The following is a 19225-nucleotide window of genomic DNA, read 5'->3' as shown; positions in this document are numbered from 1 at the left end:
AAACTATTAATTTTTCTTAAAGAAATTGAACCATTCTACAAATAGAGGAATGCCTGTTTCAAGAGAAGTTTTCGGTTCAAAACCCAGGCTTTTTTGGCTATGGGAGATATCGGCGAAAGTGGCTGGTACATCACCGGGCTGCATGGGAAGAAATTCCATTTTCGCTTTTTTCCCTACGGCTTTTTCAATGATTTCAATAAATTTTCTAAGTTCTGTCGGCCTGTGGTTGCCAAGGTTAAACACTTCGCAGGCGCACTCTTTGTCGATGGCAGCGAGAGTGCCACGGACAATATCGTCGATGTAAGTGAAGTCTCGCAGCATCTTGCCATGGTTGAAAACCTTAATCGGATCTCCGTTTAGGATTTTTTGCGTAAAGGAATAATAGGCCATATCGGGTCTGCCCCAAGGACCATAGACGGTAAAATAACGGAGGCCTGTGGCAGAAATGTTGAAAAGATGGTGGTAGGTGGCGGCAAACAGTTCGTTGGACTTCTTGGTTGCACCGTATAGACTTGCCTGCAGATCGACCCTGTCGATCTCAGAGAAGGGAACTTTCTCATTCATGCCATAGACGGACGAGGAGGAAGCGTAAACAAGTTTGAGATTTTGGCGGCGGCACACTTCCAAAACGTTAAGGAAGCCTTCAATATTCGATTTGACGTATGCTTTGGGGTTTTCTAATGAATAGCGCACGCCGGCTTGAGCGGCAAGGTGGGCGATGTGAGTCACTGCATGGCTTTTCGCGGTCTTTTCAAGAAGCGCCTCATCGCAAATGTCTCCGTGGATGACTTCAATCCCTTCCTGCTTGAGCAGAAGTGCCCGCATCTCTTTGAGCTTTGGATCGTAGTAGGAGTTGAAGTTATCCAGGCCAACAACACGGTCGCCGCGCATTTTTGCGGCTCTTGCCAGATGGAACCCGATAAATCCTGCGGCTCCTGTGATTAAAAGAGATTTTTCCATATAGTGAAGTGAATTCAGAATAGGATATCTCTGTCTTGGAGTCAAAACAAAAGCTTAAGAAAGGCGTTGCCGCCTTTGATTTCGATGGGACGCTCACCTATCGCGATTCATTTTTTCAGTTTCTCATCTACACGTTCGGGTGGTGGGATTTTATCCGAAAGACGCTTCCGATTCTTCCCAAGTTGGTTTGGTATCTTTTGGGAAAGGTTTCCCGCACTGAAGCAAAAGAGTCCCTCTTGACGCAGTTTTTTAAGGGCAGGCCGATGGATGAGGTAAGGAAAATGGGCGAAAGCTTTGTTAAGAGTCAGTTCGTTAAATTTAGGCCGGAAGCGCTTGCCCGCTTGCGCTGGCATCAGAGGCAGGGGCATCGCTGCTTTATTGTCAGCGCTTCGGTTGATGTTTGGCTGGAGCCGTGGGCGAAGGAAAATGGGATCGAGCGGGTGCTTTCTTCCCGTCTGGAAGTAGATCACAAAGGGTGCGTAACAGGAAAATTGGCCGGAAAAAATTGCAGGCGGGAGGAGAAAGTGCACCGGCTGGAGGAGGTTTTGGGGCCGCTTGAAAATTACGAGATCTATGCCTATGGAGATACCATTGGAGACAAGGAAATGATGAAAGCGGCTGATCATCCCTATTTTTGCTGGTTTCCAAAAAATCCCTGATAAGGTACTCTCAAGCGCTTTTAAATCCTGAAAGGTTGATAAATGCGCTTTTTTCTGTTTCTTTTAATTGCTTCCCTGTTTGCTTTGCATGCCGATGACTTACAAGAGATGGATCCGGAGAAGTACGCTTCCCTGATTGATTTTGAGACAGCTCCCAGCGCAATTGTCAGCAATGTCAACGTGATCACCGGCCACTATGTGGAAACAGAAACCGATTACCTCAGCAGATCTGCCAGTCCGATTCACATCCAAAGAAACTATAACAGCGGATCTGATCGAAAAGTCTTTTTAGGGGGGCGTTGGGATCTGACTGTATGGGGATCTGTTCTTCATTGGAATCGCAGGGAAAGAGTTTGGATAGCTGATGTTAACTATCGGAACAGCTCTGTTTTTTTTAGCAATCCTTCAAAATACGCGTTGCACCATGTCCGTTATGATTTTTTAAAACGGGGAGTTTCCAATACAGCGCCTCCCAAGCTTTCCGGCCGTGTCAATTTAGGAAATAGCTGGATGATTATCTCAAACAACTGTCCCCTGATGAAACATGGTGCTGAGATACTTTTTTTCGGCCGTAAACAGGGTGATAGCAACTATTCTTTGACCAATGTCACTTTCGGAAATGGCTGCCACCACTATTATGCTTATAACGGCGATTCTTCGTTCAATGTCGATAGGATACAGTCTTACGACACCAAGAGGGCTTTGATCACAGAAGTTGTGATCGCCAAGAATTCCAAAGAAAGAAACATCAAGCTCGTTTGCGATGAAGGGAAAACAGTGGAGTATCATCGATCAGATTTTTTCCGCCTTGATCGCGTCGAGACGAATTTTTCTCCCCCTGTCAGTTATCAATATGATCATGAAGGCGACCCTTGGAGTCCTTTATTAATCTCCAAATCCTTTCCCGATCACCGCTATCTGAACATTTCATATCGAGGGGAAAAGAAAAAGCCTAAAAAAGTTTCGGCTTTAGAAGCTCCTATTGGCACAGATGAGCAGCCGAAGCGTTTGTACACATTCGTGTACGACGACCGAAAAACCTACGTTATCGATGCAAGGGGGAATCGCAGCACCTATCACTGGAACGAGGAAGATCGATTGACCACGATCTGCCACTACCGTTCAGACAACACAACCCCTTACCGTTCAGAAGAGCTGCGCTGGGGCAGTTATAAACATTGGGATCCCACCTATTTTCGATCCCACTATATCGTCGATGATAAAGGTTATGTCTGGGCCGGCAAACAGTTCTGTGACGACAATAAAAGAAATGTCTCTAAAGAAGTGTTCTATGGGAATTTATCAGGCCAGGGGAAATTGTGTAGAGACATCGATGATGAATCGGGTGAAAAGTACATCAAAACCTATACGTATTATCCCAATAATCTCATCGAATCGGAGACGTTTCAGGGAGAAGGAGAAGACTTTAAGCAAAGAATTACCTACACCTACTATGGCGACAGCTCTCTGGTTAAAACGAAGATGGTCTCCGATCCCGGTGGAATCAAAGAGCGTTATTACTATGCTTATGATCCTTGCGGAGAGGTAGCATTTGAAATCGTTGATGACGGCTCCTCTTCTTCCATCAACGATCTTGCAGGCGTTACCAGGCGCACCTTTAAGCGGATCAAACTCTCTTCCAAAGGGGTTCCGATCGAGGAGGCATACTCCTATCTCGATCTTCAAACAGGCGCCGAAAAACAGCTCAGCCGTGTCGTTAACCACTACTCTTCCCGAAGACTCATCGTAAAAAAGGATTACTACGATACCGAGAATACCTATCTCTATTCCGAATCGTGGAAATACAACGATTACGAATTAATCACAGAGGAGATCGACCGCGCAGGAAGAGTGACAACATGCAGCTACGATGCAAACGGCAACTGCATCCGCAAAAGTTTTCCCCATTTTGAGTATCAAATCCTTTACACCTATGACTTTTCCAACCGCCTCATCAAAGAAGAAGAGCTGCATGATGACGGCAGGTCATTTGTCAAATCGTATGCTTACGATTTAAAAGGAAACAAAATCAAGGAGGTCGACCCCTGCGGACACGAGACCCTCTACACCTACGACCCTTACGACCGATTAATTGCCAAAACCCTTCCCCCTGTCGAAGACGGCTCCGGAAAGCTTTCTACAGGAGTTGAGCGCTACACCTACAACGTCTTAAACCACCTCTCTTCCAGAGAAGACCCCGACGGGAAAATCACCCGTATCCTTACCACCGCTTATGGAAAGCCTTATCGGATCGAATATCCCGACAAAACAGTCGAGCATGTTCTTTACAACAAAGACGGCTCTCTTAAGATGACAACCGATGCGCAAGGGACCAAAACACAATTTGCCTACGATTACAAGTCCAGGAAAATCAAAGAGGAAAAAATCTCCCGGGAAGGGGAACTGCTGTCGATAAGAGAGTGGAAATACAGCGCCTTTGATCTCCTTGAAGAGATCGATCCCGAAGGAAATGCGACCACCTACACCTATAATGGAGCAGGGCAGCTCACAGCCAAAAGAAAAGGCGATGCCGAAACCCTGATCTTCTACGACACCCTTGGCCGAGAGAAAGAAAAGTGGGAGAAGTGCAGCGATCACACCTATCGGATCACCGTTTTGGAATACAACCTCTTAGATCAAGTAGTCGAAGAGAAGATCATCGATGAAAGCGGAAACCTCTTTTTATTGAAGCAGTATGCCTACGATGCCTGGGGAAACCGCACGCGTGAAATCATCGGCGGCCATTGCCCCTTGTCTACCGATTACAACTCCTCTTCTCAGCCAGTAAGAACAGTGACCGCGGAGGGCTTTGAAACACTTTTTCACTACGACAACAATTATCTCAACACCTTTGGGCAGACAGTTGCCGCAGTCACCGAGATCGACCCCAGGGGAAATGTCACATTCACAGTCTTCGATGCACGAGGCAGGCCCGCCGTTCAGGAGAGAAAGAATACCTATGCGGAAACCGTGCAGAAAACCGAGTATCTCTACAATCAGATAGGCAAGCCCCTCTTGCAAAAAGAAAGCGTGATTGTCTCAGGGGAGATTTTGCGCATTCACACCACAGCATTTGAATACGATTCAAGAGACAGAGAAATGACAGTCATCGAAGCAAAAGGGGAGCCCGAGCAAAAAATTACCCGCCGTACTTACACAGCCTTTGGAGAAGTGGAAGAGATCATCAAACCAAGCCAAGTGATCGTGAATCACGCTTATGACCCCTTGGGGCGCCTGTCATCGCTTAAGACAAGCGACGGCGCCATCTCTTATGCTTACACCTATGACAGGAACAACAATATCCTTGAGGTGGAAGACCTCATCTCGCAGTCCCGAACAACGCGCATCTACGACATATTCGGCAATATCGTCTCGGAAACGCTCGCTCATGGAAGCACATTGGAATATGCCTACGATCCATTAAGCCGGCTCACAGAAGTGACTTTGCCGGACAGCTCTTCGATCAGCTACTCCTATGATGCCGGGTATCTCAGAGAGATTCGCAGGGGAAGATATGTGCACAAGGATAATTACGGCAGCCACGGCAAGCGCTTATCCTCTCAAATGGTGCAACGTTTAGGAGAGATCCATTATGCCTATGATCAGTCGCTGCGCCCCAGCCTCATCGAATCACAATATCTCAAAATGGAAATGGCCTATGACGCAATCGGCAATGTCGAAGCAGTCGATTATACCGATGATTTAGGAAGCGAAAGCTACAGCTATCAATACGATGCCATGAATCAGCTCATTTCCGACAACAGCCATCAGTACACCTTCGATTCCCTGGGCAACCGCGTCGCCTGCGATGGAGTGGACAATACGCATAACGCACTCAATCAGCTTCTTAAACAGGGGGAAAACACCTATCGCTATGATGCCGACGGCAACCTGATTGCGAAAAACGAAGAATCGTATGTCTATGATGCTTTTGGGAGATTAACAGAGGCATTAACAGAAAGTTTCCGCACAACCTACACCTATGATCCCTTTCACCGCAGATTGTCAAAAACCCGCTTTACCCTTCAGGAAGAGCAGTGGGTAGAGATCTCTTCTGAGAAATATCTCTATCAGGGGGATAAGGAGATCGGCACAATTGGCGAGCATGGAGAACTCGAGAGCTTGCGCGTCATGGGAGTCGGAGTTAAGGGAGATGTTGGCGCTGCAGTCCTGATGGAGTTTTTAGGAAGAGCGTATCTGCCTTTGCACGATTATCGCGGCAACGTTTCCATGCTTGTCGATGCAGTCACTGCAGAAGTGGTTGAAAGCTACCGTTTTGACGCCTTTGGCGTGGAGACCGTATCGAGCCAGTCTAAAGTTCCGCTCAATCCTTGGCGGTTTAGCAGCAAGCGTGTGGATGCCGAGACAGGCTGGGTCTATTTTGGAGCGCGCTACTACGATGCAGAGATGGGGCGTTGGACAACGCCTGATCCCATGTGGTTTGTCAATGGAACGAACCTCTACTGCTATGTGCGCAACAATCCGACCATGTACATCGACTCGGAGGGGTTATTTTTTAATGAGATCGTCAAATTCTTGAAGGATACATTTAGAGCAATCTTTAAAGCTCTAGTTGAGAATGTCGATGTTTCTGCGGATGAGCGGGGAAATATTCAGGTTAATTTTAACACGCACCCCTCGCTTGACCACCAATCAAAATCAACATCTGCCAAAAATGATGTGTATGGCTCTGTGCATGTGATGACAGTGAATGGGATCTTCAATTCTTATGAGGAATCGGAAGATCTTTGCGGCCGGATGTCGGAGCTGGCAGGCGGCTGCACGTCCTCATTTGTCTATAATGCTTCCCATGGCGTGTTTGACCTAATTGAGAGTTTTCTCAATCTTTTGGGGATTGTGACCCGCCCGGCGCAGCTTTTGCACAAGGAATGGGATCATTTTTTTGCGAACTGCCCCGAGGATGGGATCATCATTATGGTTTGCCATAGCCAGGGGGCGATTTTGACACGGAATGCGCTTAGCACTTATGATGAAGAGCTAAGGAAGCGGATTCACGTCGTAGCCGTTGCTCCGGCTGCGTATATTGATAAAAAATTCTGCGGGTCGGTGATGCACTACGTGAGCAAGCGGGATTTTGTGCCGTGGATTGACGTTGTGGGGAGGATGAGAAACAGGCATACGACTGTGGAGCTGGATCCGCATCCCGATGCTCCCTTTTTCGACCACGCCGTGTCGAGTCCGACTTATCAAAAAGAAATAGAGGAAAGAATGTATTGGATACGTAAAAATCATGGAGATTATAGATGATGGATAAAATGACTGTTGTGTTGTTAGTAGCGCTTGTGTTTCTCGCTTCCTGCTCAGCTTATGGATGGAAGATATCTGAAAGCAGTAGAATGGCGTACGAAATGGTGGATGAACTGACCGATCCTTACGAGGAGTTGTATGGGCTGCGGCTTAGTGGGATTTCGGAAGCAGCACCCGATGGTAAGTATGATAACTTAGGAATGGACTTTCATACTTACAGGAGACTTTCCAAAGATGAAGGGAGGCGGCTGATCTTAACAATCATGGATGAATTTTTAGATAAGATTAACAACACGCAAGCGTTTCGGAAATATTTAACGGTCCATCCCTTTGACAGCAACCATATTGTGATCAATATTTTTGTGAATGAGAAGGAAAAAGGAGAAGAAATTTTTTTCCCAAATTACCAATCTTTTTCTATTTTTAATGAAAACATTTATTACGGATATTACTTGGAAGAGTTTGGTAATGCTGTAAAAGGCAAGCAGCGAGAGGTGGAAACCATAGAAGAGGCAAGGCGCATTGTCGAGAGCCAAAATCACAGTTGAGATTACATAGACAATGGATAAAATGACTGTTGTGTTGTTAGTAGCGCTCATGTTTCTCGCTTCCTGCTCAGCTTATGGAGGAAAGATGTCGGAAAAACGGAAAATGGCGTACGAAATGGTGGATGAATTGACCGATCCCTACGAGGAGCTGTATGGGCTGCGGCTTAGTGGGATTTCGGAAGCAGCACCCGATGGTAAGTATGATAACTTAGGAATGGACTTTCATACTTACAGGAGACTTTCCAAAGATGAGGGACGGAGGCTGATCTTAAAAATTATGGATGAATTTTTAGATAAAATTAACAACACGCAAGCGTTTCGGAAATATTTAACGGTCCATCCCTTTGACAGTAACCACATCGTGATCAATATTTTTGTGAATGAAAAGAAAAGAGGGGAAAGGATCTTTTTTCCTGATATTGACTCTGTATCAATTTATAATGAAAAAATTTATTACGATTTTTACCTGAAAGAGCTTGGCAATGCTGTAAAAGACAAGCAGCGAGAGATGGAAACCATAGAAGAGGCGAGACGCATTGTCGAGAGCCAGAATCACAAAATAAATAATGGATAAAAAATATGATAGGCATGACACAGGATAAAGCAGAACTAGTACAATATGTTTTGCGAGCTACGGAAAATTTTAATAATTTTTTCCCGATTAAACCTCTTCGCTTAGCAAAAGAAGTGCGCAAAGAAATGATCCCAGAGCTTATCAAGCGGATAGAATACGCTGTAGATTGCGGAGTTGAGCTTCCTGACCCTTATATGGGACATATTTATGCCCTCTATCTATTGGCTGAATTTAGGGCCGAAGAAGCCTACGAACCAATGCTTCGACTGCTTTTCCTAAAAGAAGATACTCTTGAATTTTTACTAGGCGATCATCTCACCGAAGGGTTCGCCTCTGCCATCGCCAGCGTTGCTATGGGAAGATATGAGGAGCTGCTCGCAATTTTCAAAGATAGGGAGCTTTATGAATTTGCCCGCCTGGCAGCGATGTCTGCAATTGAAATACAAACGCATGCAGGGTTGATCGACAGTTTGACGCTGGAAAATCACTTATTGCCTATATTGCACCAAGCAATTGAAAATCAGGATGTTATCATAACTACAGCTTTCGCCAGTACTGCAAGCGATTTAAAATTAGAAAGGCTTGGTAATGAAGTCAGGATCGCATTCGATCGTCAGTTAATAGATACTTCTATTCTTGATAGAGAATTTTTTGAAGAAAACTTTCAGACAGAAGAATATGGCAAGCAACATTTCGAGCAACTGGTTTCTACTGCCGAGCAATCGATGTCTTGGCTGCGAAACTTTAAAAGCGAATCCGCTGAAAAAGTAAAACGCAACGACCTTTGCCCATGCTGCAGCGGGAAAAAATTTAAACACTGCTGCCTCAGAATCGTATGAAATAAAAATCTGCCCTCCGCCGAGGAGGGCAGCAAATTACTCTAATTGATCTTTTTAAGCGTTTCCGAACCTTTCTTCGTCCGTCCTAAATGAACCCACTTTCCTGACAAAGTGTCATCCTCAATCTTGTATATCTGAACGCTTGGAGAATTAGGCGCTCTCTGGTCAATCAGCACAAATGAAACAATGTCTCCCTGCCGAATTCCTGTTCCAATATACACTTTCTTCTCCGAAGGAATGTTCCTGGTCATCTGATAAACATCCCCTTCCCCTGTGATTTTCGCCTTCCCTTGGTAAGGCTCTCCCGAACTCGGATCAAAACCCGTAATTCCATAAGTTCCAGCCAAAGACTCAGCAGCCAAGGGCAGCGAAAATGCGCAGAGCGCAGCAAGCAATAGTGTCCGCACCATCTCTTCTCCTCCTTAATAATTTCTTCGTTTCTCCATTTACAGCGATTTCGATTTTTTTGTAAAATAATTTATTTAAATCACTGATCTTGCAGCTCGTACGTGCATTCAAAAAAATAATCAATTAAGCTGCTAACTTTAGGTCATTTTTAGGTTTATTGTGATGAATAAGTGGATTCTCCCCGTTTTTGCCCTCCTTTCTTCCTGCGGAAGCGGCAATGTTCAGCCTCGGCACCCCCCGCCAGTGGATGTCAATGTCATGACGATCGAAACGGTCGATGCTCCTGTTGTCTACCAATTCGTGGGACAAGCGAAAAGTTCTTTGCAGGTAGAGATTCGCGCACGCGTAGATGGTTTTTTAGATAAACTTGCCTACGAAGAAGGAGAAATGGTGGAAAAAGGGCAGATCCTATTTGAATTGGATAAAAAACCCTACGAAGCTGCCCTGCAGAAGGCAAAAGGGGAGCTTGCACTGCAGCAAGCGCGGTTAGACACTGCAAGCGCCAATTTGAAAAGGATACGCCCCTTGGCGGAACAAGATGCTGTGAGTAAAAAGGATTTAGACGATGCGATCGGATCGGAAAAAGCTGCCCAAGCGGCTGTATTAGCAGCTGCAGGGACAGTGGATGAAGCACAGCTTAATCTAGGCTACGCCACCATCTATTCGCCATTGAAAGGGTTGGCCAGTAAGACGGATAAACAGGTGGGAAGCTACATTCCTACAGGACAGGACAGCCTGTTAACGTATGTTGCACAACTGGATCCGATTTGGATTAACTTCAGCATCTCTGAAAATCAGGCACTGCAATTCAATCAGGACGTAGCTTCCGGAACGATTATCCCTCCGGAAGAGATGAAGTTTGAAGTGGAGGTCATCTTGGCAAATGGCACCTCCCATCCCTATTGGGGAACCATTACGTTTTCAGAACCGAATATTGATCCGAATACCGGAACATTTCTCATCCGTGCGGAGTTAAAGAACCCTGAAGGGAATATGAGGCCGGGACAATTTGTCAGAGTCAACCTGCATGGCGCAAAAAGGCCGAATGCCATTTTAGTTCCTCAGAAAGCTGTTGTGCAAGGCTCCAAAGGGCACTTTGTTTGGGTGGTGGGTAAAGACAATCATCCACAAGTCAGAAGCGTTGAAGTGGGGCCTTGGCAAGGAAATAACTGGTTTATCGAACAGGGCCTTCAGCCCGGCGATCTTGTGATTATTGACAATCTCATGAAATTGAATCCGGAAAAGCCGATTAAAGTAAATATGGGTTCATAGATGTTTTCTCATTTTTTTATCGACAGGCCCATTCTATCTTCCGTGATCTCCATTGTGATTGTGCTTGCAGGTTTCATGGCAATGGTGAACTTGCCGATTGCGCAATATCCGGAGATCACGCCGCGCCAGGTTCAGGTGACGACAGCTTATCCCGGTGCAAGCGCAGAAGTGGTCTCTAATAACGTCGCAGCCCCGATAGAGCAGCAGGTGAACGGCGCCGATGATATGCTTTATATGTATTCCTCCTGCTCTTCTACCGGAAATATGACGCTTAATGTGTTTTTCGATCTGTCGCGGGATCCAGACCTTGCACAAGTCGATGTGCAAAATCGAGTAAACCTTGCTTTGCCGCAGCTTCCTGAAATTGTCACACGGCAGGGGGTCTCGGTCAAAAAGGTTTCGACGAGTTTTATGATGATCATTGCGGTGTTCTCTCCCGATGGGCGGTATGACAACACGTATGTCGGCAACTATGCCAATTTATATATTCTTGATGCGATCAAACGAATTCCTGGGGCAAACCAAGCTTCTGTCATCGGAGTGCCCGATTATGCTATGAGACTGTGGGTCAAACCGGATCGGATGGCACAGCTGGGAATCACTTCGCAGGACATTATCAGAGCTGTTCAGGCGCAGAATGAACAGTTTGCCGCGGGAAGAGTCGGGCAGCCTCCTAATATGGATGAGGTTGTGATGACTTTCCCTGTAACAACTCAAGGAAGGTTGACAACACCTCAGGAGTTTGAAGAGATCATTCTTCGTGCCGGATCGGAAGGGGCTGCCATTGTCAAGCTCAAAGATATCGGTAGAGCGGAATTGGGGTCAAAAGACTACAATGTGACAACGCATCTCAACAAAATGCCAGCAACACTGATTGCTGTCTATCAGCAGCCTGGATCGAATGCCTTGGAAGTTTCTGAAGCTGTGACTTCGCTTCTCAAAGAGATGAAAAAAGATTTTCCCGATGGCATTGATTATAAAATTTCCATGGACACGACGCAATTTGTGAGAGCGTCTATTCACGAAGTGGTCAGGACATTTTTTGAAGCTGCTGTTTTAGTGACATTGGTTGTTTTGATCTTTTTGGGAACGATCCGTGCGACCCTGATTCCTCTAGTCGCTGTTCCTATTTCTATATTAGGTGCGTTCATTGGAATGATCCTCATGGGATTTTCCATTAATATGCTGACGCTTTTTGGCCTGATCCTGGCTATCGGAGTGGTTGTTGACGATGCCATCGTCGTGATGGAAAACGTGGAAAGAAATATGGCGGCGTTCAAACTCTCTCCGCGAGAAGCGGCGAGGCGCGCCATGGTGGAGGTGACTGGACCTGTAATCGCAACCACTCTTGTTGTCCTTGCAGTGTTCATTCCTGTCGGATTTATGGGAGGAGTGACAGGAGAGCTTTATAAGCAGTTTGCGATTACAATTGCAATTTCTGTTGGATTTTCATCGATTGTTGCTTTGACTTTGTCTCCGGCTCTGACCGTCATTTTGTTAACCCCTGACATGAAGAAAAAAGGATTTTTCCAGTGGTTCGATAGGAAATTTGATTGGATTAATGAAAAATATGCATCCCTTGTGGAATTTTTTCTTAACAATAAATTGATTTCAGCCGGGGTTTTCATTGTAGCGATCATCAGTTCATGGTGGATGTTCGCGACGATATCCACAAGTTTTGTGCCTGAAGAAGACCAGGGATATTTGCTTAGCGTGTACATGCTCCCCGATGCATCCAGCCTTGATCGAACGGCAGAAGTGGGAAGACAGGTGGAAAAAATCTTTTTGGATCAGCCTGGGGTTAGTGATGTGGCAACGGGTAATGGCTATAGTTTGTTGGATGGTCAATTAAAAACAAATACTGGGGTTGCCTTTGTCGCGTTGGATGATTACGAAAAAAGGAAAAGTCCGGATCTGCAGGCAGAGCATATCATGCGGGCAACAGGAGCGAAAATGATGCAGATCAGAGAGGGGGTGGCTTTTCCGATCAATCCTCCTCCTATTCCAGGCCTAGGCAGCGTGGGTGGTTTCGAGTTTTGGGTGCAGAGTCAAGGAACGGGAACCTATCAACAGCTAGGTGAAGTGATCAATAAGGTGGTCGAAAAGGCTGGTGAACGACCTGAGCTTGGGAATTTGACCGCGACGATTAATACTGATTCACAGCAGCTGTTTGTCAATCTAGACAGGGAGAGGGCTGAGGTTTATGGAGTTCCGGTGCAGGAGGTCTATGATACTTTGCAAACTCTGTTCGGTTCCATTTATGTGAGTCAATTCAGTAAATTCAGCCGTTTGTGGCAGGTGATCGTGCAGGCGGAGTCATCATATCGAACAGTGCCGGAAGATATTAATCAAGTCTATGTCCGCAACAAAAACAACGACATGGTGCCGCTCTCCTCTCTTGTCTCAATGGAGTATGTCGCAGGCCCGGACATTGTGACGCGCTTTAATAATTTTCCTGCAGCAAAAATTAATGGGAATCCAGCTCCCGGCTACAGTTCAGGGCAGGCTTTAAATGCGATGGAAGAAGTAGCCAGAGAAGTTTTTCCTCCCGGCTACGGATTTGCATGGTCCGGCCAGGCATTTGAAGAGAAAAAATCGGGTGGGACTTCAGCTGTTGCATTTATTTTCGGCATGGTAATGGTCTTTTTGATTTTGGCAGCTCAATATGAAAGGTGGTCGATGCCATTTGCTGTGATTCTGGCTCTTCCTTTCGCTTTATTCGGAGCGCTTTTGGCCATTTGGCTGAGGGGAATCAGTAATGATGTGTATTTTCAGATTGGAATGGTTGCGTTGATTGCGTTGGCAGCCAAAAATGCGATTTTAATTGTTGAGTTTGCCATGCAGAAATATGAGGAGGGGTTTTCCGCCTATGAGTCAGCGTTGATTGCTGCCAAACTTCGATTGAGGCCTATTTGCATGACGGCGTTTTCTTTTATCCTAGGCTGCGTTCCTTTGGCAATGGCAACAGGCGCCTCTGCCAACAGCCGCCACAGCATCGGAACCGGGGTGATTGGAGGAATGCTGGGAGCAACCGTCATCGCGATTTTCTTTATTCCGTTGTTCTATTTGTTATTGCAGAAGATCAGCGGTGATCATAAGGAGAAGTCGGATGAGGAGTAAAGGATGGCTGGTCTTACTACTCTCTATGGCAGGCTGCACGTTGGGTCCCCACTATACTCCGCCTTATGTGGATAATCCGGAGTATTGGAGGGTCTCGCTTGAGGATGTTCGCGGCTCCATTAACGCCGATTGGTGGTACCAATTTGATGATGATGTGCTTGTGCAGCTAATCGGCAACTCTTTGGAAGGAAATCAAGATCTGATTGCAGCTAAGTACCGCGTTGAAGAGTTTCTAGGGCTTTATCGCGTGACAAGATCGAACTTATACCCTCAAATAGGTGGAAGCGCTGAGTATAGCCGGCAAAAGCTCAGTTTAGGCCCGGCTCCTCTGCTTCCTGGAATGAAGAATCCTAACGACCTTTATCAGCTGATGTTGAACGGGTCGTGGGAGATCGATGTTTGGGGTAAATTGCGCCGCGCAACGGAGGCTGCTTGCCGCGATCTCCTCGCAGCTGAAGAAAATCGCTTGGTTGTTGTGCAAACGCTAGTTTCTTCAGTTGCTTTAGCGTATATCAATCTGCTCCGCTTGGACAGACAGCTAGAGATTGCGATTGAGACGGCAAAAAGTCGGGGGAAAACCTTAGAATTGTTTCAAAAGCGGTTTGCTGCCGGAGTGATTTCTGAAATTGACCTTAGTCAGATCGAGTCGCAATACAGGGAAGCATTGGCGACCATTCCCGATTTTGAGCAGAGGATTGAAAGGCAGGAAAACGCGATTTCTGTGCTCCTTGGGAGAAATCCTGGGCCGATTCCAAGGGGTAAAACACTGCATACATTAACCTTGCCTGAAATCCCTTCTGAAATTCCCTCCCATCTGCTTTTGCAGCGTCCGGATCTCAGAGCTGCGGAACAGGAATTGGCAGCTGCGACAGCTAGAATTGCTGTTGCGAGAGCGGCATATTTTCCTTCAATCTCTTTGACGGGGGCCTATGGAACATCGAGCAATGAACTAAGCTCTCTTTTTACAGCTGGGACGAGTCTTTGGAATTATGGCGTTCCGATCACGATGCCGATTTTTACAGCCGGAAGGATTTCCGGAGAGGTAAAGGCAGCGGAGGCTTTCAGAAATCAGTTGTTGGCTACCTATCGGCAAAGGATTTTGGAAGCTTTTCAAGACGTCAACGATTCTCTGATTGTCTTTCAAAAAAGGCGGGAGCAAGAGGAAGAGCAGCGCAAACAGGTCGAGTCGCTGCAGGTGTATGCCCGTCTGGCTCGGCTTCGCTATGACGAGGGATATGCCAGCTATCTTGAGGTACTGGATGCTGAACGTTCCTTATTTAACGTGCAGCTGGAGTATTCGGAAGTGTATGCAAACCTATTTCAGGCGTTAGTGGCCCTTTATCGATCATTGGGCGGAGGATGGATCTATGTTGCTGATCCTCTTACTGAGTGCTTTCCAGAAGAAATAGAAAATCATCTTCCGTAAGGATTTGATGATCAGATGTCTCATCCAATAATTGATCGGCCAAATGCTGTTTTGCCGTATTGAGATGCAGCATTTTCTCCTCGATGCTGTCTAAGCAAAGGTAGCGTTTAGCGATCACAGTGTCTTTGCGGCCAATTCTATGAGCGCGGTCAATCGCTTGCCTTTCCACAGCTGGATTCCACCAAGGATCGAAAAGCAAGACATAATCCGCAGCGGTCAAGTTGAGTCCGACGCCGCCCGCTTTTAAACTGATTAGGAAAAAGGGGATTTCCGGATCGGTTTGAAAATGGTCGACTTGCTCTTTGCGCTCTTTTGTTTGACCGTCGAGATAGCAGAATTTCCACCCCTCTTTGCTGCACGATTTTTTGATGATCGATAACATCGAAGTGAACTGGCTGAAAATAAGCGCTTTTTTCCCTTCTTCCTTGATTGTTTCCATATCTGCGATCAATGCTTCCAATTTTCCGCTTGTTCCTTCCTGGCCGTTAACCAAATAAGGATGGCAGCAAATTTGTCTGAGCCTTAGCAGTGTTTCAAAAATCTCCATCCGGTGTTTGCCCGCTCCGTCAAGCTTGATTTTTTGAATCAAACTCTGCTGTGCGCTTGCTGCAAACTGGTCGTACATTGTCCGTTGATTTTCAGGCATGGAGATCCAGACATTTTGCTCGATCTTTTCCGGAAGGTCTGAGGCAACCTCCTCTTTTCGCCTGCGCAAGATGAAAGGGCCTGTTTTCTTTTTAATCCGGGAGGTTTCTTTGGGATCGCAGCCTTTCAAAAGATCGGGCATAAGAAAGTGGAAGTGGGTGAATAGCTCTTCTGTTCGGTTTTCTACAGGCGTCCCTGTGATGCAGCAGCGAAAAACCGCTTCAAGTTCGCATGCGGTTTGAAACTGCTGTGTGCGGCGGTTTTTGATCACTTGCGCTTCATCCAGGAAGATGCACTGGAAAGCGGAGGCTTTGAAAAGGTCTTTGTCTCGAAGAAGTGTTCCGTAAGAGGTTAAGATCAATCCCTCTTTGGGCAAGGTCTTTTTGGAGCGTTCAGGGCCGTGATGAAGAGTCACGAGTAATTCAGGGAAAAAGGTTTCAGCTTCTTTTTTCCAGTTATATAGGAGCGAGGTTGGCATGACGCAAAGCGAGGGTTTTCCTCCTGTTTCTGTGGTCAAATAGGCGAGAATTTGGATGGTTTTTCCCAGACCCATATCATCTGCCAGGATGCCGTGGAAGCCGTTTTGTTTGAGAAATGAGAGCCACTCCACTCCGGCCTGCTGATAGGGACGCAAAGTTCCATGAAAGCGGCCGCCGATTTTAACCGGTTGATGCGGTTGAAACAGATTTAGGCCAAACGGTTTTAGCAAGGGCTCAAAGCTCATGGCTTGCGTCTTTCTTATCTTAATTCCTTCAGCGACCAATTCTCCTTCCCGGGCAAGGTTTTTAATTTCGTTTGACAGAGGAATCAAACCGACTGTGTTTTTCGAAAGAGGAACAAAAAGTGCTGTTTGCCCCGCAATGCTTGCAATGTTGGCCTCTTCATCTCCATAGGGAATGGATCCTTTAATAATGATGCTGTCTGTTGATTGTTGAACATCTAAATTCAGTTTTCCGGCCAGCTTAATATTTCTTCCCTCGCAATCCTGAATGGTCCATCCCAGCTCCAGTAAAAAAGAAAGGGAGCTTTGCACCTGGTCAAGCGGGCAAAAATAGAGATATGAGGGAGTTGCAAAATTCTTCGCTGTGTAAAATCGCCCTTTTATGCCCCCTTCCATTTGCTCCTCCTCGCCTGCCCTATTGGGCAGACCTCCGTCAGAGCAAAACGGCTCGGAACAACCGGACCTTGTAATGGGACCTAAAATCATCGATTTTCCACTGGAGTGGATTTTTGCAACTCCCTCATCTAATCGCCTTGTAAATCCTGTTTCCAACAGGTCTTTTTCCCACTCTGAACCGCGGCCGCAGGTTCCATCGTCGAGCCAAAGTTCTGCAAAGGCGCCTGATGCATCTTTAAGTTTGAGCAGAGGAAGCGGTTCTGAGGCGTTTCTTGAAATGTATTCGATATTTGGGGTATCGGGGTCGTTTTCGATCACACACGCTTCCACCTCTTCAAGGGTTGGGGGAGGGGTTTGCGTATAGAGTTTCTTTAGAATTTTCCATGGGAGATCGGTTGTGAGAAAGCGGAGGGTAATGCCGTCTAAAAAACAGTGGGGAGAGCCGCGTCCGATAAATGGAGAGTCGCTGATGTCAATGAGGGAGTTGCGCGTTTGCACCTGTCCGATGATCAGGCCGTCATCGATAAGGAATGTGAGCGTGTTTTTTCCGTAGAAATCGCAGACGATGTTTTTATTGCCATGTTTTAGCTGCCCGCTTGCTGCCATTGCCTTTAAGAGAGAGTTTGCGCTTTTGGCAGAGATGTGGAAAAGGTTTTTCTCAGAATTCCCGGGGTTTTTAAGTTGATGGCGGCGCTCTTCTATTTTGAGCGATTTCAACAGATCCGGATCGGGATTCCCTTCTACACGGACGACTAGAGCATCATGATGTAAGGATTGTTCCGATTCGAGATAATAGGTCATGTTCAAGGGTATCTCCGTTAAGCTGATAGACTTCGCCGGTAGCTGGACACGTTGCTGTTAAGGTTTTTCCTTTTGGTGCCTGTAGAGGCAAATTGAGTTTTTCCCCATGTCGGCTCATCCATCCCGTCTGCTTGCCTGGATTGCCTGTGATGAGGGCAAAAGGTTTGACGTTTTTAGTCACGACAGCTCCAGCTCCGATAAAGGAGTAGGCTCCAAGTTCGATGCCGCAGAGAATGGTGGCATTGGCGCCAATGGTTGTCCCTTTTCGCACCAAAGTTTTGCTGTACTGATCCCGACGGCTGATTTCACTTCGCGGATTGAGGACATTAGTAAAGACCATGCTGGGGCCTAAGAAAACATCATCCTCGCAAGTCACGCCGCTGTAAATACTGACATTATTTTGCACTTTGACATTGCGTCCGAGCCGGACATTTGGAGAGATGACGACGTTTTGTCCGATATTGCACCCTTCGCCTACGATGGAATCGGCCATCAAGTGGGAAAAGTGCCAAATTTTTGTTCCTTTCCCTATAGAAGATTTTGGATCGATTTCTGCTGTTGAATGCGCATGGTATGCTTTTTGGAAGTCTTCAGGCTTTTTTTCAGTTCCCTCCGCATCCATGCTTTTCTGAGCGGCTTGCAGCACTTTCAATACTCTGAGAGCCTCTTCGCCATCTGTTTTAGGCCGAATCCGTTCATCGCAGCATTTGATGAAGTGGCGGCACTCTTCTTTTAAAGGTTCAGCTGGAGGAACAATAATCGGTTCAGAGCTTTCCGATTCTATTTGAGGAATGATTCCATTGTTCCACTTGATCTGAGTGCGATAGAAGACTAATTTCTTTTCCCATGGCTTTGTGTCATCGAAAACTGCCATTCCATGCGATCCTGTGAGGATTAACTTTTGTTCTTTATAGGGATTAAGCCAGCTGACATAAATGTGTGAGCGGATTCCTCCGTTAAAACGCAATGTCATAAGCGCTTTGTCAGCTACTCCTTGCGAGACAAAATCCCCCCCAAGGCATCTGACAGATTCAGGCATTTGATTTCCGCATAGGGAAAGGATGACGGAAACGTCATGGGGCGCAAAATTCCAAAGAGAGTTCTCTTCTGTGCGTACAGCGCCTAAATTAAGTCGGTTTGAGACGATATATTGGAGTCTTCCCAGCTCCCCTGTTGAAACGAGCTCTTGCAGCTTGAGCACGTAGGGGTGGTACTGCAAGAGGTGCCCAATCATTAGGATCCGCCCGCTTTTTTGAGCAAGATCGATGAGCTCTCTTGCTTCTCCGCAGTCCAAGCATAGAGGTTTTTCAACGTACACGTCTTTTCCGGCCAAAAGAGCTTTTTTGGCTAATGCATAGTGCTGAATGGCTGGTGCGGCGATGACGATGCGCGATAGCAGGGGATTTTCCAGTATGGAGTTGAAATTCGTTGTGGTATTAATGTTCGGGTATTTTTCCAGATAAGAATCCAGAAGCGCTTCATTCATGTCGCATATTGTATGGAGAGCTCCAATTTCGAAAAAATTTCTAATGAGATTTCTTCCCCAACGGCCTCCGCCGACCACGGCAATGTTTCTCAATCCATTCAT

12 protein-coding genes are annotated in these 19225 nt (G+C 46.4%); 8 read left to right on the top strand and 4 right to left on the bottom strand.

The features are described from left to right. Positions 1–6: 6 nt before the first annotated feature. Complete coding sequence (locus tag WCW_RS08815) at positions 7–960, bottom strand: NAD-dependent epimerase/dehydratase family protein (protein WP_013182875.1); 954 nt, start codon at positions 958–960, stop codon at positions 7–9. A gap of 35 nt (positions 961–995) precedes the next feature. On the opposite strand from WCW_RS08815, the gene WCW_RS08810 reads away from it, so the two are divergent. The 5 genes from WCW_RS08810 to WCW_RS10195 are packed head-to-tail and all read left to right on the top strand — an operon-like array spanning position 996 to position 8848. Continuing rightward, positions 996–1619 (top strand): HAD-IB family hydrolase, encoded by a 624-nt coding sequence (locus WCW_RS08810; RefSeq protein ID WP_013182874.1) that lies wholly within the window; start codon positions 996–998, stop codon positions 1617–1619. A 42-nt stretch (positions 1620–1661) separates the two neighbouring features. Beyond that, complete coding sequence (locus WCW_RS08805; protein ID WP_013182873.1) at positions 1662–6887, top strand: RHS repeat domain-containing protein; 5226 nt, start codon at positions 1662–1664, stop codon at positions 6885–6887. After that, positions 6884–7435 (top strand): hypothetical protein, encoded by a 552-nt coding sequence (locus tag WCW_RS08800; RefSeq protein ID WP_013182872.1) that lies wholly within the window; start codon positions 6884–6886, stop codon positions 7433–7435. Before WCW_RS08805 ends, WCW_RS08800 begins: the two co-directional genes overlap by 4 nt. 13 nt (positions 7436–7448) lie before the next feature. After that, the gene (locus WCW_RS08795; RefSeq protein WP_013182871.1) at positions 7449–8009 is read left to right on the top strand and encodes a hypothetical protein; all 561 of its coding nucleotides are present in this window, start codon (positions 7449–7451) and stop codon (positions 8007–8009) included. Between the two features lie 5 nt (positions 8010–8014). After that, positions 8015–8848 carry a DUF1186 domain-containing protein gene (locus WCW_RS10195; RefSeq protein WP_013182870.1) on the top strand — a complete coding sequence of 278 codons (834 nt, stop codon included), beginning with the start codon at positions 8015–8017 and terminating at the stop codon, positions 8846–8848. 41 nt (positions 8849–8889) lie between these two features. On the opposite strand, the gene WCW_RS08785 is transcribed toward WCW_RS10195, so the two are convergent. Then, positions 8890–9258, bottom strand: a complete 369-nt coding sequence (locus WCW_RS08785) for a hypothetical protein (RefSeq protein ID WP_041941610.1) — start codon at positions 9256–9258, stop codon at positions 8890–8892. Between the two features lie 160 nt (positions 9259–9418). Between WCW_RS08785 and WCW_RS08780 the strand changes: the two genes are divergently transcribed. From WCW_RS08780 to WCW_RS08770, 3 genes are read left to right on the top strand one after another with little or no spacing between them, the layout of a single operon-like run. Next, entirely contained in the window at positions 9419–10528 is a 1110-nt protein-coding gene (locus WCW_RS08780; RefSeq protein WP_013182867.1) for an efflux RND transporter periplasmic adaptor subunit, read from the top strand. Then, entirely contained in the window at positions 10529–13648 is a 3120-nt protein-coding gene (locus WCW_RS08775; protein ID WP_013182866.1) for an efflux RND transporter permease subunit, read from the top strand. After that, positions 13638–15074: an efflux transporter outer membrane subunit gene (locus WCW_RS08770; protein WP_013182865.1), complete on the top strand. Its 1437-nt coding sequence runs from the start codon at positions 13638–13640 to the stop codon at positions 15072–15074. Before WCW_RS08775 ends, WCW_RS08770 begins: the two co-directional genes overlap by 11 nt. Here the strand turns inward: WCW_RS08770 and WCW_RS08765 are convergent. Together WCW_RS08765 and WCW_RS08760 are read right to left on the bottom strand one after the other, a co-directional pair. Then, positions 15031–17637 (bottom strand): DEAD/DEAH box helicase, encoded by a 2607-nt coding sequence (locus WCW_RS08765; RefSeq protein ID WP_013182864.1) that lies wholly within the window; start codon positions 17635–17637, stop codon positions 15031–15033. The genes WCW_RS08770 and WCW_RS08765 overlap by 44 nt on opposite strands. Then, complete coding sequence (locus tag WCW_RS08760) at positions 17597–19225, bottom strand: Gfo/Idh/MocA family oxidoreductase (protein ID WP_013182863.1); 1629 nt, start codon at positions 19223–19225, stop codon at positions 17597–17599. The genes WCW_RS08765 and WCW_RS08760 overlap by 41 nt, the downstream gene beginning before the upstream one ends.

This window comes from Waddlia chondrophila WSU 86-1044, assembly GCF_000092785.1.
Lineage (GTDB): Bacteria > Chlamydiota > Chlamydiia > Chlamydiales > Waddliaceae > Waddlia > Waddlia chondrophila.
The sequence above is the reverse complement of the archived record's forward strand: the minus strand, read 5'-3'. Positions and strand labels throughout refer to the sequence as shown.